An 18,708-nucleotide genomic window follows, 5' to 3' on the forward strand; every position below is an offset into this window, starting at 1 on the left:
CCGTGATGGACGGTCTCCGCGCCGATGCACATCGGACGGCCACCGGAGGCGTCGACCCTGAGCCGCACGTCCGACGATGGCGCCGCGGTCGTCAGCGCACCGCTTCCCGGCGGGACAGCACCAGGTTGGCGAAGCCCGCCAGCACGACGATCGCGGCCGAGATCGCCGGGAACGCCATCGCGGCCGGGGTGCCGGCACGCTCGGCGACCTCACCGACGACCGCACTCGCGATCGACTGCCCGACGATGACCGCCGAGCCGAGGATCGTCATGGTCGTCGCCGAACGGCCCACCGGCGACCGATCCGAGCCCAGGCTGTACTGGGTGACGAGGGTGGGGCCGATGCCGATCCCCATCACGGCGAGGACGATCCCGACCGCCAGCACGGAGTCCGCGGTGGCGAAGACGATCGCCGACCCGAGCAGCAGGACGCCGAAGAGCAGCCACCGCCAACCGAGCCGGAAGGCCCGCGGGAACGCCGCCGAGCCGAGCGCGAGCCCGGCCGAGCCGATGCCCATCAGGCCGTAGAGCAACCCGGCTCGCGACGACCCGCCGTGGCCGGCCATGAACGCGGTCAGCGCGGTCAGCGTCGACCCGAAGAAGAACCCGATGCCGAGGATGCCGACGACGACCACCACCAGTCGGGGCCGCAGGAGCTGCCGGGCCGGCGCCGGACGCGGGTCGGACGCATGCCCGAGGGTCAGGCGACCGGTCGGGTGCAGGGCGAACGCGGTGACGAACACGAACGTCAGGACCGAGGCACCGGCGACGGCGACCCACGGCGCGATGGCGCTCGCGAGGACGCCGACCAGGAACGGTCCGACGATGAAGACGGTCTCGTCCGCGGCGGACTCGTACGCCATGGTGCCGCTGAGGACCCGCTCGTGCCGCTTCGGTTCCATCCGGTTCCGGATGATGGCGACGAGCCGGGTGCGGGACATCGGCGCGACCTGCGGGGCGCTCGCGCCGATGAGGAACGACATCGCCAGGACGGCCAGGTCCGGGGCGCTGCTCTGGACGACGAACGGCAGCGCGCCGAGCAGGACCGCGTTGGCCAGGCCGACGGGCACGAGCACGGCGCGCTGCCCGTACTTGTCCGCGGCGGCGCCGACGAGCGGCCCGAACAACGCCGAGCCGATGCCGACCGAGGCCGAGTTGATGCCACCGAGGGCGACCGAGTCGCGCGCGGCGACGACGAGCGTCAGCACGCCGACGACCATCATCGCGAACGGCAGTCGCGCCACGAAGGCGATGGGGAAGTAGGACCGCCCGGCGAGGGCGATCAGGGAAGCGCCGGAGGAACGCGCCTGGAGCATGGTGGGGGTGTGCCTTCTCGGCCCACGTGTGGAGCGGACCCATCGGGTGCCGCCGCTGTCCGCCGGGGTGCCGGCGTCCGGTAGATACACGGTTGCTACTGGTTTGCCCGTCCACTGTACCTGCCGGACGGGAGGCTCACCCAGGGTCCGGCACCGAGCCTCCCGTCCGCCGAGTTCGACACTTACGGTCGCAAGTGTCGAACTCGGTGCTCGCTGGTGACACTTCGCACCGGACGCGGGATGGCCCGCGGTCAGGAGACCTCGCCGGAGCGGGCCCCCGCCCAGAGGTCGACGTCGGTGATGCCGACCGTGTGCTCGTCGATGGTGCGGAGCTCGTCGTCCGAGAACGTCGTGTTCGCGAGCGCGGCGACGTTGTCCTCGAGCTGCTCCACGCGGGAGGCACCCATCACGAGCGAGGTGACCCGCTCGTCCCGCAGGGCCCAGGCCAGGGCGAGCTGCGCCATCGTCTGGCCGCGCGACTCGGCGACGGCGTTGAGCGCACGGAGGTGTTCGACGACCTCGGGCGTGATCGACGAGGGGTCGAGCGACTTCCCGGCCGCGGCACGCGAGCCCTCGGGCACGCCGTCGAGGTACTTGCCGGTGAGCAGCCCCTGCGCCAGGGCGGTGAACCCGATCACGCCGAACCCGAGCTCGCCGGCCGCGTCGAGCAGCCCCTCGGTCTCGATCCAGCGGTTCAGCATCGAGTAGGACGGCTGGTGGATGAGGAGCGGCGTGCCGAGGTCGCGGAGGATCGCGGCGGCCTGACGGGTGCGCTCGGCGTCGTACGACGAGATGCCGACGTAGAGCGCCTTGCCCTGCTGGACGGCGGTGTGCAGCGCTCCCACCGTCTCTTCGAGCGGCGTCGACGAATCGAGGCGGTGCGAGTAGAAGACGTCGACGTAGTCGAGCCCGGTGCGGCGGAGGGACTGGTCGAGCGAGGCGAGGACGTACTTGCGGGAGCCGCCGCCCTGGCCGTAGGGGCCGGGCCACATGTCCCAGCCGGCCTTCGTCGAGACCACCATCTCGTCACGGTACGGCGCGAAGTCCTCGCGCATGAGCTTGCCGAAGTTCAGCTCCGCGGCACCGTAGGGCGGGCCGTAGTTGTTCGCCAGGTCGTGGTGGGTGATGCCGAGGTCGAACGCCCGGCGACTGACCGCTCGCTGGGTCTCGAACGGGACGTCGTCGCCGAAGTTGTGCCAGTAGCCCAGCGAGAGCAGCGGCAGGTCGAGGCCCGAGTGCCCGGTCCGCCGGTAGGTCATCGAGTCGTAGCGGTCGTCGGCAGCGATGTAGGTCATGGACCCGAGCCTGCCACGGCGCTACCGTGGGCTGCACCGACGAGGGAGCACCCATGGCAGCACGCGACGACGCGCCCGAGACCACCTTCACCGCCGAGGAGCGTGCTGCGATGCGCGAGCACGCGGCCGAGGTGAAGGCCAGCCGGAAACGCGGGACGACGAAGGCCGAGAAGGCGGCGCTGGACGCCCAGGCCGTGGTCGACAAGATCGCCGCGATGCCCGAGCCCGACCGGGGTCTGGCCGAACGGATCCACCGGATCGCGCTCGAGGCTGCTCCCGACCTGGCACCGAAGCTCTGGTACGGCATGCCCGCGTACGCGAAGGACGGCGCCGTCGTGTTCTTCTTCCAGGACGCAGGGAAGTTCAAGGCGCGCTACTCGACGCTCGGGTTCCAGGACCCGGCGACGCTGGACGACGGGTCGTTCTGGCCGACCTCGTTCGCGGTGACGCCGGAGTTCTCCGGCGCCGACGAGCAGGCCGTCGCCGAGCTCATCCGTCGCGCGACGGCCTGAGCCCCGCCTCGATCCGCTCGAGCAGGCCGACGGCGGACACCACGGCGGCAGCGTCGATGCCCTGCGCCCCGAGCGCTGTCCGGAGCGCGTCCGCCCACCGGGCCCGCAGCACACCGATGTTCTCGGCCGCGAGCGCCGTCGGGAACAGCTGTGTGGTCCGGGCGTCGTCCGGGTGCCTACGGCGTTCGACCATGCCCTTCGCGACGAGCGACCCGAGCGCGACGCTGAGGTTGCTCCGCCGGAGCGCGGTCGCGTCCGCCGTGGCACTCGGCGTCGTCCCGGGGTTCGTGTCGACCCAGCGCATCACCAGGACCTCGGTACCGGTCAGTGGCACGACGTCGACCGCGCGCGGCCCGGTCGGGTCGAGCTCCCGCGCGACGCTGAGGACGACGTCCGCAAGCCGGGCCAACGCGTCGTCGGAGGTCGGGGAGGTCATCCCCGCACCGTAACCCGCGCCGACGGACAGCCTGCTGGGCGACGGACGGCGCTCAGTGCCGTGCGGTGAGCGCCGGGCGCCGCAGCACGGGGATGCGCGGCATCGCCCAGTCCACCCAGACGAGCCGGGCGGCCGGCGCGACGGCGAGCGCCCACACCACCGACGCGACGGTGTCGGTCGGGTAGTGCACGGCGTCGATGGTGAGCGACAGCACGACCACCACGACGACCACGGTGCCGAGCGTCACCGCGAGGGTGTGCCATCGGGTGTCGCGGAGCACCCACGTCAGGGCGATGACGATGGCGACGATGAAGACGGTGTGCCCGCTCGGGTACGAGGGGTCGGGCTGCGTGGCGAACGGGTGCGGCAGCAGCGACGTGTCCGGGCGGGGGCGCTGGACGAGTTCCTTGACGAGGTCCGATGGCACCCAGGTGATCGCGACCGTCCCGGCGAACGCGGCCGCCGGGCGGACGTCGCGCTGCACGGCCCAGACCACCCCGGTGACGATGATCGTGACGCCGATCGCCGGGGCGGGGCTGATCACGTGGTAGACCGCAGACGTGAACGCCCCGAACCCCCCGGTGTGCAGGGTGTTCAGCGCGTGCGCGAGACCGAAGTCGACGTCGCCGAGGACGAACCCGACGATCGTGATGACGATCACGGTGCCGAGGGCGATCGCGAGCGTCGCGAGCGGGTACGGCGTGCGCACGAGGATGCCGGTCGACGTGCGCTCCCGGCGGGCAGGCGTCAGGGCGGGCGCGTCGGTCATCCGCTCATCCTCCAGCCGGCGCACTGCTGCCGTGCCGAGAGTCCGGCCCCGGCAGATCAGAGAGCGCTCAGCCCCGCCTCGACCGCCCCTCTGACGACGAGCCGCCGCACCTGCGCCGCCGCCCCCAGCGCCACAGCGTCCGACCCGAGCGCCGACTGCTCGACCCGGATAGCCGCCCCGCTGACCGGCGGCTCGTCCGCCAGTGCCACGGCGACGGCCGGCGCGAGCAGGTCCCACGACCGTGCGACACCACCGCCGATGACGACCGTCGTCACGTCGAGGATCCCCGCCGTGAGCAGGACGGCACGGGCGACGCCCCACCCCGCGGTCGCGAAGACGGCCTGCGCGTCCGGGTCCCCGGCTCGTGCGGCCTCGGCGACCTGGTGTGTGCCCAGTCGTCGGCCGGTGCTGGCGGCGTAGCGGTCCGCCATCCCGCGGGCGCCCGCGACGGTCTCGAGGTGTCCGCGCTGCCCGCAGGTGCAGGGGGTGTCGCCGAAGCCGGGCACGTGGCCGATCTCCCCCGCGGCACCGTGCGGTCCGCCGAACAGCGAGCCACCCAGGACGAGCGCACCGCCCACGCCGGTCCCGAGCGTCATGCCGAGCACGTCCGACTCGCCCGCGACGGCGCCGGTGGCGACCTCGCCGAGCAGGAACGCGTTGACGTCGTTGTCGAGCGTCGCCGGCACCCCGAGCCGTGCGGTGACGGCGTCGGTGACGCCGTACCCGGCCCAGCCGGTGAACGAGTTCGCGGTGACGAGCACCGTGCCCGTGGTCGCGTCGACGACACCGGCAGCCCCGACCCCGACACCCGCCAGGGAGGCCCGGTGCCGGTCGAGCAGGGACCGCACCGCCGCCTCGGCCGCGTCGAGGATCGCGTCGCCGCCGTCGTGCGCAGGCGTCGGCAGGTCGATGCGGTCGAGGACCTCGAGGTCGGTGGTGGCGAGGAGGACCTTCGTGTTCGTCCCGCCGACGTCGATGCCGGCGACGACCTCCGCGGTCACGGGGTCACCGCGGCGAGGGAGGCCAGGCGCTCGGTCCGACGCTGTCGTTGCACCACCGGGTCCGGGACCGGCACGGCGGCGAGCAGCCGTCGGGTGTAGTCCGTGGTGGGGTGCAGGAGCGTCGAGCCGGTCGGGCCCTGCTCCTCGACCGCGCCGGCACGCATCACGACGACCCGTTCGGCGAACTGCTGCACGACGGCGAGGTCGTGCGAGACGAACAGGCACGCGAAGCCCAGGTCGGCCTGCAGGTCGGTGAGGACCTCGAGCACGGCCTCCTGCACGCTGACGTCGAGCGCGCTGGTCGGTTCGTCGGCGACGAGCAGCCGCGGGTCGAGCACGAGCGCCCGGGCCAGGCTGACCCGCTGGCGTTGCCCGCCGGAGAGTTCCCGGGGAGCCCGAGTGGCCAGGGTGCGGGGCAGGCGGACGGCGTCCAGGACCTCGTCCACGCGGCGACGACGGTCGGCGGCCGAGGTCCGCCGCCGGTGGATGGCGAGCGGTTCGGCGATGCACTCGCCGACGGACATCCGCGGGTCGAGGGACGCCACCGGGTCCTGCAGCACCACGCCGATGCCGGAACGGAGCGCCAGGCGGTCCCGTCCACGGGTACGGCGGAGGTCCGAGCCGAAGAGCCGGACGCTGCCGGCGGTGGGGCGGACGAGTCCGAGGGCGACGCGGGCGGCGGTGGACTTCCCCGAGCCGGACTCGCCGACCAGGCCGACGGTCTCCCCCGCGTGCACGGTGACGTCGATGCCGCGCAGGGCGTGCACCGCGCGGGCGCCGCGACCGAAGGTGACCGAGACGTCGCGCAGGTCGACCACCGGGGGCGTGCCGGGCCTCCCGTCCGCATCGTCGGCGGACGTTGGCCGGTCCACGATGGCCGGGCGTGCGTCGGCCGAGCCGTCGGCGACCGACGCGGCGGTGTGGAGGCGCGGCACCGCGGCCAGCAGCCGCTCGGTGTACTCGTGCTGCGGCCGGAGCAGGACGTCCTCGACGCCGCCGGTCTCCACGATGGAACCCTGCAGCATCACGGCGACCCGGTCGGCGAAGTCCGCGACGACGCCCATGTTGTGGGTGACGAGCAGTACCCCGGTACCGGTGTCGACGGCGAGCGCCCGGAGCAGCTCGAGGATCTCGGCCTGCACGGTGACGTCGAGCGCGGTGGTCGGTTCGTCGGCGATGAGGAGCGCCGGCTCGTTGGCGATCGCCATCGCGATGACGACGCGCTGTCGCTGCCCGCCGGAGAGCTGGAACGGGAACGCCTTGGCACGCTCCTCCGGAGCGGGGATGCCGACGCGGCGGAGCAGGTCGACGGCCTCGGTCGCGGCGGCTGCGGCGGACACCTGCCGGTGGTTGCGGATGACCTCGGCGATCTGCGCCCCGACGCGGGTGAGTGGGTCGAGGGCGGTGGCGGGCTCCTGGAACACCATCGAGACCGTTCGTCCACGGAGCCGTCGGAGCTCGGGTTCCGGCGCACCGACGACCTGGCGGCCGTCGACGACCGCGCTGCCGGTGACGGTCGCGTTGCCGGAGAGCAGCCCCATCGCGGCCAGCGCGACAGTGGACTTTCCGGAGCCGGACTCGCCGACGAGGGCGAGGGTCTCGCCGGGGGCCACGGCCAGGGAGACGCCCTGGACGGCGTGCACGTCGCCGGACTCGGTGCTGAAGTGCACCCCCAGGTCGTCGACGGCGAGGATCGGTTCGGTGGCGGTCATCCGCGGCCCTTCACGTCGAATGCGTCCCGGAGTCCGTCGCCGACGGCGTTGAGCGCACAGACGACGAGGATCACGGCGAGTCCCGGCGGCACGATCAGCCACCAGCGACCGGAGTAGGCGGCGGTGAGTCCCGCCGAGAGCATGCCGCCCCAGTCCGTGGCCGGCGGCTGCACGCCGAGGCCCAGGTACGAGACGTAGGCGACGAGGAGGATCGCGTCGGCGACCTGGAACGTCGCGGCCACGACGATGGTCGACACCGAGTTCGGCAGCAGGTGCCGGCCGACGGCACGGGCGTGCGAGCCGCCGATGGCGCGGAGGGTGAGCACGAAGTCGCGGTTCTTCAGCGTCAGGGTCTCGGCGCGGATGAGCCGGGAGGGCACGAGCCAGGACACGAACCCGAGGATCACGATGAGGCCCCAGACGCCCGGGGTGGTGATCGCCGAGATGACGAGCAGGATGAACAGCGCCGGGATCGCGATGCCGGCGTCGACGACGCGCATCATCACGGCGTCGACCCAACCGCCGACGTACCCGGCGACGGAGCCCCACAGTGTGCCGACGACGGTGGCCAGGATCCCGGCTGCGATGCCGACCATCAGCGACACCTTGCCGCCGTACATCAGGCGGCCGAGGACGTCGTGGCCGACGGCGTCGGTGCCGAGCAGGTGGGGACCGCTCGGGCGCTGGTTCGCCTGCTCGAGCAGGGTGTGGGTCTGGTCGGTCGGGTACAGGAACGGTCCGACGAAGCAGAACAGCACGATGAGGACGAGCACGGCCAGGCCGATCACGGCGAGGGTGTTGTGCCGGAACCGGCGGGCGGCGAGCCGGAAGCCGGTCGCGGCGACCGTGATCGGTGCACCGGGGGTCTCGGGGGCGAGTTGGACGGTGGTCATGCGCGGCCTGCCTTCACGGCGCTCGTCCGGTACGTGTCGATCAGGGACTGGACGGTGGTCATGCGCGGCCTGCCTTCACTCGCGGGTCGATCAGGGACTGGACGGTGGTCATGCGCGGCCTGCCTTCACTCGCGGGTCGATCAGGGACTGTGCGACGTCGGCGAGGAGTGTGCCGATCACCGTCGCGATGGAGATCACGAGCACGCAGCCGAGCAGCGTCGGGTAGTCCGACGTCTGCGCCGCGTTCCAGAACAGCAGCCCCATGCCGGGGTAGTTGAACAGCTGCTCCGTGACGAGCGCCCCGCCGAAGAGCACCGGCAGGTAGTAGCCGAGCATCGCCACGACCGGCGTCAGCGAGTTCCGGAAGACGTGCCGGCGCAGGATCGTCGCCGTCGACGAACCGCCGGCCCGGGCGGTGCGGACGTAGTCCTCCTGCAGGTTCTCCAGCGTCGCCGCCCGCATGTAGCGACTGAAGACGGCGATCATCGCGAGGGCGCCGGTGAGCACCGGCAGGACGAGTCCGGCCGGCTGTTGGAACACCTCGGCGAGGGTGGTGCCGCTCGGGGCCTGCGACGGCAGCCACGGCAGCTGCTGGCTGAACACGATGATGAGCACGAGGCCGAGGAAGAACGCGGGGGTCGCGTAGAAGACGAACGCCAGTGCGGTGGCGGCGTAGTCGATCGCTCCGTTGCGTCGGGCTGCCTGCCACATGCCGACCGGGATCGCGATGACGATCCCGAGCACGGCGGAGAGTCCGGTGAGGACGAGGGTCTTCGGGATGCGCTCCTGGATCAGCTGCGAGACCGGTTCATTGAGCGTGTACGAGGTGCCGAGGTCACCGGTGAGCAACCGTCCGAGGAACCGGAGGTACTGCACCGGCAGTGACTGGTCGAGGCCCTGCGCCTGGTTGAACGCGGCGATCTGGGCGGGCGTCGCGGAGACGCCGAGCACGCCGCGGGCGGGTCCGCCGGGCAGCGCGTGCAGCAGGCAGAACACCACGACGGTGACGATGAGGATCACCGCGAGCGCCTGCAGGACGCGGCGGGTGAGGTAGAGGGCAGTGGTCATGCTGCTTCCGTTGGTCGGATGCTGACGGGACTCCCGGGAGGCGCGGTGCGGGTCGGACCCGCACCGCGCCTCCGGAGGGGGCTCAGTGGGCTACTTGCTCCACTTCCACTGGGCGGGGTGGAAGTTGGCCAGCGAGTCCTGGTCGAACCCGGTCAGGCCGCTCTTCTTGACGGAGATCTGGTAGTCCGGGCTCGGCAGCCAGATCACGGGCAGGTCCTTCGCGACCGCGGCGCTGTAGTCCTGCACGGCGCTCGCGTCGGTGGAGGTCGTCGTCGCGTCGATGAGGGAGTCGACCTGCTTGTTCGAGTAGCTGCCGAAGTTCGCCGAACCGCCGGTGGAGAACAGGGACTCACCGGTCGGGTAGGCCGGGAAGTACCAGCTGCCGGCGGTGCCGAAGAACGACAGGTCCCAGTCACAGCTGGACTCGTCGGCGGTGCAGGTCGGGGTCTGCGACAGGACGCTCGACACCGGGGCCGTCTTGATCGAGAAGCCGATGCCGGTCTTCTCCAGGGACGACTGGATGGCGCTCATCATGTTGTCGGTGACGGTCGAGCCGGACTGCGAGAGCACCTTCATGGCGAACTTCGTGCCCTCGGCGACACCCTCGCCGCACTGGCTGGACGAGGTGCCCGGGTCGGTGCAGACCATGGTGCCGCCCTGCTTCGTCCAGCCGTGACTCGTCAGCAGCGCCGCGGCCTGCTTCGTGCTGAACGGGTACGGGTTGTCCTTCTGCACGTCGGAGACGTAGTCGGACTCCTGCGCCTGCGGGATCGGCCCGTAGGTCGAGGTGGCGGTGCCGTTGAAGACGACCTTCGACAGCGACTCCTGGTCGATCGACATCTGCACGGCCTGGCGGGCGTACAGCTGCTTGAAGACGGCGCCCATGTCCGGGTTGTTGAAGTTGTACGGCATGTACGTGATCGCCCAGCCGGTCCACGGGTCGACCTCGTAGCCCTTCGACGTGAAGGAGTCCTTCTGGTCGAGGTCGGTGGCGTTGATGTAGCCGTAGTCGACCGCACCGGAGCGCAGCGCGTTCGTCTCGGCGTCCGCGGTGGTGAAGGGCAGCAGGTTGACCGTCTTGATCGATGCCTTCTCGCCCCCGTCGTACTTCGGGTTCGCGGTGAGCTGGACCTTGCCGGCGGTGGTGAACGACGACAGGCCGTAGGGGCCGGAGATCGTCTTCCACAGGTCGTCGGAGTCGTAGTCGGCGATCTTGCCCGCGGCGGTGTTGAGGAACTTCCAGACCTGCTTCGCTCCGGTCGCGGTGCGGTCGGCGTCGGTCACCTTGCCGGAGGCGCTGGTCTTGTCCCAGGCGTGCTGAGGCAGCGGGATGATGTAGCTCAGCTGGTTGGCGAGCATCCAGTCCTTGTTGTACGCCTTGTCGAACGCGATCGTGAAGTGCGTGTCGTCGACGGTCGTGAAGGACGTCCAGTTGTCCGGCGCCTTGCCCTCGGAGTACGAGCCCCAGTCCTTCGCGTTCGCCTTGATCAGGTTGAACCAGAACTCCACGTCGCGGCTCGTGATCGGCTCACCGTCGGACCAGTGCCGGTCGCCGAGCGTGATCGTGACGCTCTTGCTGTCCGAGGCGAAGTCGGCGGCGGTGGCGACGGACCCGGGCTTGTCCCAGCCGATCTTGCCGGTGGACCCGTCGTAGGCGATGAGGCGCTCGTACAGCGACTGCGCGATGGAGCCGTTGTTCGTGTTGAGGTGCGCGGCGGTGCCGATCGGCAGGATCCAGTTCGGCGTGAAGTTGGCCGGCAGCGCGTAGTCGATCTCGTCGGACTTCGCGTTCGTGGTGGCGGAACCGCCCCCGGAGCACCCGGCGAGCAGTGCGCTCACCGCGAGCGCGGCTCCGGTGAGGAGGGCCCAGCGACGGGGCTTGGTCATGCGTGTCTCCTTGCGCGAGGACGCCATCGTCGGCGTGGTGGAGGGACGGGAGTGCGACCAGGACCAGGCCCCGGTGGCACGTGCACAGTCAATGGCCGAAGTCGTTGGAAAAACAAACGTTCTCGTGTAAATAGTCTGTTTCTGCGGAACGGCGGAAAGCGCGGACCGACACTTCTGCCCCGTAGGCTCGGTGACGTCGGGCGGTCACCGCGCCCGGTTGACGCCGATTGGAGAAAGTCGTGCCGGACCTCAGCTCGCGCGTGCTCGAACTCATCGCCAGCGGACAGGCGTCGAGCCGCACCGAGATCGCCCAGGTGCTCGGCGCCGCCCCCTCGACCGTGTCCCACGTGGTCGGTCAGCTCCTCACGCACGGCATCCTCGCCGAGGAGGGCACCGACGTCTCCACCGGCGGCCGGCCCCGCAAGGTCCTCCGGATCGGCGGCACCGACGAGTACGCGGTCGCCGCCGACCTCGGTGGCGGTCACGTCCGGATCGGCATCGTCCTGCCGGGAGGGGCGCTCGAGTCCGTATCGACCGTCCCGTTCGCGCTCGCCGACGGTCCGACCGCCGGCCTGGCGGCTCTCGCGGAGCTCCTCGACGCCCTGGTGACCGAACGCGGACGGGACGGACTGCGTGGGGTCGGGCTGAGCCTCCCGGGCCCGGTCGACATCGAGGCGGGCGTCGTCGACCTGCCGAGCCGGATGCCCGGATGGAACGGCTTCCCGGTCGCCGCGTGGCTCACCGAGCACTTCGGGGTACCGGCCGCGATCGACAACGACGCGAACTGCATGGCCGCGGGCGAGCAGACCGTGCAGCCGTCCACCCGACGCCAGGCGATCACGGTGAAGGCCGGGTCGGCGATCGGCGCCGGGATCATCATCGACGGCCACCTCTACCGCGGCTCCACCGGTGCCGCGGGCGACATCACGCACGTGCGCATCGACGCCGCCGGCGACACACCGTGCTCGTGCGGCAACACCGGTTGCCTCGAGACGGTGGCGTCCGGCGCCGCACTCGTCCGGATCCTCCGCGAAGCCGGTGTGGACGTCAGCTCGACGCAGGACGTGGTCCGGCTGGCGTCGGAGGCGCACCCGGAGACGACCCGCGCGGTCCGCCTGGCCGGGCGGTACCTCGGCGAGGTGCTCGCCGCCAACGTCAACTTCTTCAACCCGGACGCCGTCTCCCTCGGCGGCATCCTCTCCACCCTCGACCCGTTCGTCGCCGCCGTGCGGAGCCAGCTCTACGAGAGCTGCCACCCGCTCGTGACGCAGCACCTCGTCATCGAGCGCGCATCGCTCGGCGCCGACGCCGGACTCGTCGGGGCCGGCCAGTTCGCCCTGCAGCGCGGGCTGGCGGCATCGCTCGAGGAACTGTCCACCCCCGTCCCGCTGCGCACCACCAGGAACAGGAGCACCCGTGTCTGACACCGGAACCACCGCCGACACCCGACGTCCGGTCATCGCGATCGCCGGCCTGGCCATCGAGACGTCGACGTTCACGCCGACCCGCACCCCGGCCGCCGCCTTCCACCCGGACCGCGGCGACGAGGTCATCGCACGGTACGACTTCCTCGCGCCGCTGTCCGAGCGTGCCGAGTTCCGGGGCGCCCTGATCGGGCACGCGCTGCCCGGCGGGGTCGTGCTCCGCGAGTCCTTCGAGGAGCTCAGCGCCGAGATCACCGACCGACTGTCAGCGATCGCGGCCGACACCACCATCGACGGGCTGTGGTTCGACATCCACGGCGCGATGGTGGTCGAGGGGCTCGACGACGCCGAGGCGACGCTGCTCGAGCGGATCCGCGCGGTCATCGGGCCGGACGTCGTCGTCTCGGCGTCGATGGACCTGCACGGCAACGTCTCGCGCGGACTCGCCCACCAGTGCGACCTCATCACCTGCTACCGCATGGCCCCGCACGAGGACGCCCTCGAGACGAAGGAGCGCGCGGTCCGCAACCTCGTCGACGTGCTCACCACCCGGCCGGTCGGCGCGCAACGCCCGCTGAAGGCCTGGATCCCGGTGCCGGTCCTGCTGCCCGGCGAGAAGACCTCGACCCGGATCGAACCCGCGGCGTCCGTCTACGCACAGGTCTCCGACGTCGAGCGAGGCGAGGGCGTGCTCGACGCCGCGATCTGGGTCGGCTACGCCTGGGCCGACCAGCCGCGGAACCGTGCCGTCACCGTCGTCACCGGGTGGGACGAGGACGCCGTGAGCGCCGGGGCCGAACGGCTGGCGCGGGCCTTCTGGGACGCCCGCGAGGACTTCGCCTTCGTCGCACCGACCGGGTCGTTCGACGAGTGCCTGGCCGCCGCTCTCGCCCCCGGGGCCGCACGCCCGTACTTCGTCTCCGACTCCGGCGACAACCCGACCGCCGGCGGCTCGGGCGACATGACCTGGGGTCTGACGCAGCTGCTCGCCCGCGACGAGTTCCGGAGCGCCGACGGCCCGGTCGTCCTCTACGCCAGCGTCCCCGGCCCCACCGCGGTCGCCGCCTGTGTCGAAGCCGGCGTCGGGGCCACCGTCACCGTCACCGCCGGCGCCGAGGTCGACGACCTGCACGCCGGACCGATCACCATGACCGGACGCGTGCACGCGGTCAAGCACGGCGACCGGGACGCCCGGACCGAGGTCGTGCTGCAGGTCGGCAGCGTGTTCGCGATCCTCACCGAGCTGCGGAAGCCGTACCACCACGAGCACGACTTCGCCGACCTGGACCTCGACCCGCGGAGTGCCGACCTGGTCGTCGTCAAGATCGGTTACCTCGAACCGGAGCTGTACGACATGGCCGCCGACTGGATGCTCGCGCTCACCCCGGGCGGTGTCGACCAGGACCTCGAACGCCTCGGCCACCACCGGATCGAACGGCCCGTGTTCCCCTTCGATCGGACCTTCCCGGAGCCGCCCGACCTGACCGCCCGGATCATCCCCGCGTCCGACCGACCGCTCCGAGCCCACGCATGACCGGACGCACCGCCACCCGCTCCCTCGAGATCGCCGTCACCTCGGCGACCGGCGCCGCGACCGCACGGGCCGGGGGTGCCGACCGGGTGGAGCTCTGCAGCGCCCTGGAACTCGGCGGGCTCACCCCCTCGCAGGGGCTCGTCGAGGCCGCCGTCGCCACCGGGATCCCCGTACACGTCCTGGTCCGCTGCCGTCCGGGCGGCTTCGTGCACGCCCCGGACGAGATCGACCTGATGGAGCGCGAGCTCGTCGCCGTCCTGCGTTCCGGGGCGACCGGCGTCGTGGTCGGCGCGCTCCGCCCGGACCGCACGCTCGACGCCGACACCCTGACGCGCTTCGTGGCCGCCGCGCGCACCGAACGCCCCGACGCCGAGGTCACGCTGCACCGGGCGATCGACCACGCCGCCGACCCGGTCGCCGCCGCGGCCGGACTCGCCCACCTCGGGTTCACGCGGGTCCTCACCTCCGGTGGTGCCCCGACCGCCCTCGCCGGTGCCGACACCATCGCCCGGATGGTCACGGCCGCAGGTCCCGTCCAGGTGATGGCCGGCGCCGGGGTCACCCCGGCGGACGTACCCGTGCTCCTCGCGACCGGCGCCGCCGCCGTGCACCTCTCGGCCAAACGTCTGGCGGACACCGCGCACAGGGGCGTCCCGATGGGCGCAGGGGACGCGGGGTCCGGTCACTTCGAGACCGATGCCGAGGTGGTACGGGCAGCACGGGCTGCAGTGGACCGACACCGCGGCTGACGCGGGCGATGGGTCGGGCGCGCCCAGGGCCTCCCGGCCGTGCCGTGCGTGCCGCGGCCTGCCGAGCGGTGGGCCGGTCAGTCCTCCGCGTGCACGCCGCTGCGGAGCGTCACGCTCGGCAACTCCCCGAACCGTTCCCGGTACGCGCCGGAGAACCGGCCGAGGTGGGCGAAGCCCCAGTCCCGGGCGACCTCGGCGACCGCGGCGGTCGACGGGTCCGCTGACCGGAGCGCCTCGTGCACGGCGTCCAGCCGGACGTTCCGCAGGTGCGCGAGCGGGGAGACCCCGACCGACCGGTTGAAGGACTGCTGGAGGCCGCGAGGGCTCATGCCGGCGGCAGCGGCGATGTCCGCGAGGGTGACGACTCCGTGCGCGTGCTCCTGGATGTACGTCAGGGCATCGCGGAGCCGTTCACTGCTCGTGGTCGCCGGGACGTCCACCGGGAAGGTGGCGATGACGACGCGGGCGACCCGGAGGTTCAGCTCGGCACGCGCTCGACCCTCGACCTCCGGCGCGGTGATCGCCGTGCCGAGGGTCTGCAGCGCCGACCGGAGCGCCGCCAGGTCGGTGTCCGACTCGACCCGGCGGAACCGCAGCGGGCCGGCCACCTGCACGCCGTCGGCGGCGAGCGCCGACCGGAGCAGCCGATCGGACAAGTGCAGCATCGACACGCGGCTGGTCGCGGCCTCGAACTCGTACCGGAGCGAGGCGGCGAGCAGGAACGGCTGGCCCGGACGTACCGCGGAGCGGACACCGTCCTCCCCGGTGATGACGACGCTGCCGTCACCGATCCAGAAGACGATGTGCGCCGGTCGGGGTTCCATCGTCCCGGTGCGGGGGCCCTCCACGGCGGAACCGCTCAGGGACAGGTCGGCGTCGCCCGCGCCCGTGTAGCGGAACGCGGAGCGCTCGTCGCCGATGCCACCGCCGGTACCGTACTTGTCGTCGAGGACGGCAGGACGGGTCGCACTCGTCCCCGCCAACCGGACGGCGCGGAAGCCGTCGGGGGTCCCCGAGCTCGGGCGCACATGGGTCACGACCTGATGTTCCCATGCCCGTCCGCCGCGCGCGAGCACCGCGCCGCCCGGCGGATGCCGCCCCGGGGTACGCCGATCGATGCCGAGCACAGTCACCGACCGGTAGAAGGAGTCATGACCTCCTCCACGCGGAACCCGCTCGGCGTCACCCTCGTCGACGGCGGCGCCAACGTCGCCGTCTTCTCCAGCACTGCCGAGCGCATCGAGTTCTGCCGGTTCGACGACGACGGCACCGAGCACCGGACCGAGCTGACGAAGCGCACCGGCTACACCTTCCACGACGTCGTGCCGGACGTCACCGTCGGCACCCGCTACGGCTTCCGCGTCCACGGCGCCTGGGACCCGGCGAACGGCCTGCGCCACAACGCCGCGAAGCTGCTGCTCGACCCGTACGCCACCGCGATCGACGGTGACTACCGGTGGGGCCAGGAGCTGTTCGGCCACGACATGAACGAGCCGGAGCAGATGGACGAGTCCGACTCGGCCGACGCCATGCCGCGCTCAGTCGTCGCCGACCGCTCGTTCGACTGGCAGGGCGACACCCGACTCGAGACCCCGCTCGCCGACACCGTCGTGTACGAGGTCCACGTGAAGGGCTTCACCAAGCAGCACCCCGACGTGCCCGAGGAGATCCGCGGCACCTACGCGGGCCTGGCACACCCGGCCGCGATCAAGCACCTCACCGACCTCGGCATCACCGCCGTCGAGCTGCTGCCGATCCACCAGTTCGTGCAGGACTCCACCCTGGTGGACAAGGGCCTCCGCAACTACTGGGGCTACAACAGCATCGGCTTCTTCGCCCCCCACAACGAGTACTCCGCCTCGGGCACCGCCGGGCAGCAGGTCGCGGAGTTCAAGGAGATGGTCAAGGCCCTGCACGCCGCAGGCCTCGAGGTCATCCTGGACGTCGTCTACAACCACACCGCCGAGGGCAACCACATGGGCCCGACGCTCTCCTTCAAGGGCCTCGACAACCAGTCGTACTACCGGCTGGTCGAGGGCGACGAGGCCAACTACTTCGACACCACCGGCACGGGCAACAGCCTGAACGTGTCGCACCCGACCGCGCTCGGGCTCATCACCGACTCGCTCCGCTACTGGGTCGAGGAGATGCACGTCGACGGCTTCCGCTTCGACCTCGCCACCACGCTCACCCGGCAGGACGGCGAGGCCGAGAAGCACTCCGCGTTCCTCGACATCATCCACCAGGACCCGGTGCTCCGCGACGTCAAGATGATCGCCGAGCCGTGGGACACCGCGGGCTACCAGGTCGGCGGCTTCCCGGCGGACTGGTCGGAGTGGAACGGCAAGTACCGCGACGACCTCCGCTCGTTCTGGCGCGGCGACGAGGGCACGCTCGGCGATGCCGTGCAGCGCGTCCTCGGCTCCCCCGACGTCTACGAGGGCTCGCGCCGGTCGCCGCTCTGCTCGGTCGACTTCGTCACCGCGCACGACGGCTTCACGCTGGCCGACCTCACCATGTACGCCGAGAAGCACAACGAGGCGAACGGTGAGGACAACAACGACGGCGAGAGCAACAACACCTCGTTCAACGGTGGCATCGAGGGGCCGACCGACGACGAGAGCGTCAACGACTACCGCAACCGCCAGCGCCGGAACTTCCTCGGCACGCTCCTGCTCTCGGCAGGCGTGCCGATGATCCTGGGTGGGGACGAGATCGCCCGCTCGCAGGGCGGCAACAACAACGCCTACTGCCAGGACGACGAGATCTCGTGGTTCGACTGGGCCGCCGCCGACGAGGACCTGCTGGCCTTCACCACCGCGGCGATCGCCTTCCGCAAGCAGCACGTCGCCCTGCGCCCGGAGTGGTACCGCACCGCGCCCGGTCTGTCGCCGTCGACGGTGTCCGTGCTCCGCGCCGACGCGAACGACTTCGAGGACGGCGACTGGACCGACGGCGGCAACCGCGCCGTGATCCTGGTGCTCGAACAGGGCGACGACAGCGTCGCGGTGCTGATGAACGCCTCGGAGACGACCGTCGAGTTCACGCTGCCGGAGCGTGCGGACGGCCGTCCGTGGGCGCTCGGCCTGTCGAGCGACCCCGACCAGGCCGTGGACGGCGAGGCGACCACGCTGCTCGTCCGCGACGCCTCCTTCACCGCCCTGCAGTGACACCGGAGGACAGTGGAGCGATGAGCCAGTACGAGAAGCACGATCCGATCACCCTGTACCCGGTCCCGCCGTTCCCGAAGCAGGAGCAGTCGCTGCCCGGGGCCGCGTGGAAGATGGACCCGAAGCCGGACCACGGCGAGGAGAGCTACGTCGGCAAGGGCCGGCTGGAGGGCTTCCGCGGCATCGTGACGGGTGCCGACTCCGGCATCGGCCGCGCCGCCGCGATCGGCCTCGCTCGGGAGGGCGCCGACCTGGTGCTCTCCTACCTGCCCGACGAGCAGCAGGACGCGGAAGAGGTCCGCGACCTGCTCCAGGCCGAGGGCCGGACGATCGTGCTGTTCCCCGGCGACATCTCCGACGAGCAGTACTGCACCGATCTGGTGCAGAAGGGCGTCGACGAACTCGGCGGCCTCGACACGCTCGTCATGGTCGCCGGTCGGATGGACAGCAACGACGACATCCTGACCCTCGACACGTCGATGTTCGACTCGACCTTCAAGACGAACATCTACTCGCTGTTCTGGCTGACGAAGGCCGCGGTCCCGCACCTGGAGCCCGGCTCGACGATCGTCACGACGGGCTCGATCCAGGCGTCCACCCCGTCGCCGGACAAGATCGACTACGCCGTCTCGAAGGGTGCGATCAAGCTCTTCACCGAGGCGGTCGCCCAGCAGCTCGCGCCGAAGGGCATCCGCGTCAACTCGGTCGCCCCGGGTCCGGTGTGGACACCGCTGCAGCCGGGTTCGGACGACGCCGAGACAGTGTCGACGTTCGGGCAGCAGGCGCCCTTCGGGCGTCCGGGTCAGCCCGCCGAGCTGGCCGCGGCGTACGTCCACCTGGTCAGTCCAGAATCGAGCTACCAGTCCGGTTCGACGATCACCGTCGCGGGCGGCACGCCCGCCTTCTGACCGACGTCCGAGTCCGGCCAGCACTGCGAAGGAGC

Annotated in this window: 16 protein-coding genes; 6 read left to right on the forward strand and 10 right to left on the reverse strand. The window is 71.5% G+C overall.

Features of this window, described 5'->3' with window-relative positions; all coding sequences use genetic code 11:
• Positions 1–91: 91 nt before the first annotated feature.
• Positions 92–1,315: an MFS transporter gene (locus DEJ31_RS14910; RefSeq protein ID WP_111122243.1), complete on the reverse strand. Its 1,224-nt coding sequence runs from the start codon at positions 1,313–1,315 to the stop codon at positions 92–94.
• Positions 1,316–1,566: 251 nt separating this feature from the next.
• Positions 1,567–2,610: an L-glyceraldehyde 3-phosphate reductase gene (gene mgrA, locus DEJ31_RS14915; protein ID WP_111122244.1), complete on the reverse strand. Its 1,044-nt coding sequence runs from the start codon at positions 2,608–2,610 to the stop codon at positions 1,567–1,569.
• A 53-nt stretch (positions 2,611–2,663) separates the two neighbouring features.
• Between mgrA and DEJ31_RS14920 the strand changes: the two genes are divergently transcribed.
• Entirely contained in the window at positions 2,664–3,122 is a 459-nt protein-coding gene (locus DEJ31_RS14920) for an iron chaperone (RefSeq protein ID WP_110903870.1), read from the forward strand.
• Here the strand turns inward: DEJ31_RS14920 and DEJ31_RS14925 are convergent.
• From DEJ31_RS14925 to DEJ31_RS14955, 7 genes are all read right to left on the reverse strand, one after another.
• The gene (locus DEJ31_RS14925; protein WP_111122245.1) at positions 3,100–3,558 is read right to left on the reverse strand and encodes a MarR family winged helix-turn-helix transcriptional regulator; all 459 of its coding nucleotides are present in this window, start codon (positions 3,556–3,558) and stop codon (positions 3,100–3,102) included. The two genes, DEJ31_RS14920 and DEJ31_RS14925, sit on opposite strands and share 23 nt — an antisense overlap.
• A gap of 52 nt (positions 3,559–3,610) precedes the next feature.
• Positions 3,611–4,327: a phosphatase PAP2 family protein gene (locus tag DEJ31_RS14930; protein WP_111044475.1), complete on the reverse strand. Its 717-nt coding sequence runs from the start codon at positions 4,325–4,327 to the stop codon at positions 3,611–3,613.
• A 56-nt stretch (positions 4,328–4,383) separates the two neighbouring features.
• Complete coding sequence (locus DEJ31_RS14935) at positions 4,384–5,328, reverse strand: ROK family protein (protein ID WP_111044474.1); 945 nt, start codon at positions 5,326–5,328, stop codon at positions 4,384–4,386.
• A complete protein-coding gene (locus DEJ31_RS14940; protein ID WP_111122246.1) occupies positions 5,325–7,040 on the reverse strand; it encodes an ABC transporter ATP-binding protein in 1,716 nt (571 codons plus the stop codon). The genes DEJ31_RS14935 and DEJ31_RS14940 overlap by 4 nt, the downstream gene beginning before the upstream one ends.
• On the reverse strand, positions 7,037–7,933 hold the full coding sequence (locus DEJ31_RS14945; RefSeq protein WP_111044472.1) for an ABC transporter permease: 897 nt from the start codon (positions 7,931–7,933) through the stop codon (positions 7,037–7,039). Before DEJ31_RS14945 ends, DEJ31_RS14940 begins: the two co-directional genes overlap by 4 nt.
• A gap of 108 nt (positions 7,934–8,041) precedes the next feature.
• A complete protein-coding gene (locus tag DEJ31_RS14950) occupies positions 8,042–9,001 on the reverse strand; it encodes an ABC transporter permease (protein WP_110903876.1) in 960 nt (319 codons plus the stop codon).
• A gap of 90 nt (positions 9,002–9,091) precedes the next feature.
• Positions 9,092–10,888, reverse strand: coding sequence for a peptide ABC transporter substrate-binding protein (locus DEJ31_RS14955; RefSeq protein WP_111122247.1), 1,797 nt, complete (start codon positions 10,886–10,888; stop codon positions 9,092–9,094).
• A 239-nt stretch (positions 10,889–11,127) separates the two neighbouring features.
• On the opposite strand from DEJ31_RS14955, the gene DEJ31_RS14960 reads away from it, so the two are divergent.
• The 3 genes from DEJ31_RS14960 to DEJ31_RS14970 are packed head-to-tail and all read left to right on the forward strand — an operon-like array spanning position 11,128 to position 14,595.
• The gene (locus DEJ31_RS14960; RefSeq protein WP_111122248.1) at positions 11,128–12,312 is read left to right on the forward strand and encodes an ROK family protein; all 1,185 of its coding nucleotides are present in this window, start codon (positions 11,128–11,130) and stop codon (positions 12,310–12,312) included.
• On the forward strand, positions 12,305–13,846 hold the full coding sequence (locus DEJ31_RS14965; protein WP_111122249.1) for a M81 family metallopeptidase: 1,542 nt from the start codon (positions 12,305–12,307) through the stop codon (positions 13,844–13,846). Before DEJ31_RS14960 ends, DEJ31_RS14965 begins: the two co-directional genes overlap by 8 nt.
• Complete coding sequence (locus DEJ31_RS14970; protein WP_111122250.1) at positions 13,843–14,595, forward strand: copper homeostasis protein CutC; 753 nt, start codon at positions 13,843–13,845, stop codon at positions 14,593–14,595. Before DEJ31_RS14965 ends, DEJ31_RS14970 begins: the two co-directional genes overlap by 4 nt.
• A 77-nt stretch (positions 14,596–14,672) precedes the next feature.
• Here the strand turns inward: DEJ31_RS14970 and DEJ31_RS14975 are convergent, their stop codons facing one another.
• On the reverse strand, positions 14,673–15,632 hold the full coding sequence (locus tag DEJ31_RS14975) for an AraC family transcriptional regulator (RefSeq protein ID WP_146240643.1): 960 nt from the start codon (positions 15,630–15,632) through the stop codon (positions 14,673–14,675).
• Positions 15,633–15,746: 114 nt separating this feature from the next.
• On the opposite strand from DEJ31_RS14975, the gene glgX reads away from it, so the two are divergent.
• Both glgX and DEJ31_RS14985 read left to right on the forward strand, forming a co-directional pair.
• Positions 15,747–17,765 carry a glycogen debranching protein GlgX gene (gene glgX, locus DEJ31_RS14980; protein ID WP_110903882.1) on the forward strand — a complete coding sequence of 673 codons (2,019 nt, stop codon included), beginning with the start codon at positions 15,747–15,749 and terminating at the stop codon, positions 17,763–17,765.
• A 20-nt stretch (positions 17,766–17,785) separates the two neighbouring features.
• Entirely contained in the window at positions 17,786–18,673 is an 888-nt protein-coding gene (locus DEJ31_RS14985) for an SDR family oxidoreductase (RefSeq protein ID WP_110903883.1), read from the forward strand.
• Positions 18,674–18,708 lie beyond the last annotated feature (35 nt).

Source organism: Curtobacterium sp. MCPF17_031 (assembly GCF_003234035.1).
Lineage (GTDB): Bacteria > Actinomycetota > Actinomycetes > Actinomycetales > Microbacteriaceae > Curtobacterium.

What these genes read in the sequence shown, in the direction of transcription:
- DEJ31_RS14910 (WP_111122243.1), bottom strand. Translation starts at nt 1,315, where the DNA reads ATGCTCCAGGCGCGTTCCTCCGGCGCTTCCCTGATCGCCCTCGCCGGG.
- mgrA (WP_111122244.1), bottom strand. Translation starts at nt 2,610, where the DNA reads ATGACCTACATCGCTGCCGACGACCGCTACGACTCGATGACCTACCGG.
- DEJ31_RS14920 (WP_110903870.1), top strand. Translation starts at nt 2,664, where the DNA reads ATGGCAGCACGCGACGACGCGCCCGAGACCACCTTCACCGCCGAGGAG.
- DEJ31_RS14925 (WP_111122245.1), bottom strand. Translation starts at nt 3,558, where the DNA reads ATGACCTCCCCGACCTCCGACGACGCGTTGGCCCGGCTTGCGGACGTC.
- DEJ31_RS14930 (WP_111044475.1), bottom strand. Translation starts at nt 4,327, where the DNA reads ATGACCGACGCGCCCGCCCTGACGCCTGCCCGCCGGGAGCGCACGTCG.
- DEJ31_RS14940 (WP_111122246.1), bottom strand. Translation starts at nt 7,040, where the DNA reads ATGACCGCCACCGAACCGATCCTCGCCGTCGACGACCTGGGGGTGCAC.
- DEJ31_RS14945 (WP_111044472.1), bottom strand. Translation starts at nt 7,933, where the DNA reads ATGACCACCGTCCAACTCGCCCCCGAGACCCCCGGTGCACCGATCACG.
- DEJ31_RS14950 (WP_110903876.1), bottom strand. Translation starts at nt 9,001, where the DNA reads ATGACCACTGCCCTCTACCTCACCCGCCGCGTCCTGCAGGCGCTCGCG.
- DEJ31_RS14955 (WP_111122247.1), bottom strand. Translation starts at nt 10,888, where the DNA reads ATGACCAAGCCCCGTCGCTGGGCCCTCCTCACCGGAGCCGCGCTCGCG.
- DEJ31_RS14970 (WP_111122250.1), top strand. Translation starts at nt 13,843, where the DNA reads ATGACCGGACGCACCGCCACCCGCTCCCTCGAGATCGCCGTCACCTCG.
- glgX (WP_110903882.1), top strand. Translation starts at nt 15,747, where the DNA reads ATGACCTCCTCCACGCGGAACCCGCTCGGCGTCACCCTCGTCGACGGC.
- DEJ31_RS14985 (WP_110903883.1), top strand. Translation starts at nt 17,786, where the DNA reads ATGAGCCAGTACGAGAAGCACGATCCGATCACCCTGTACCCGGTCCCG.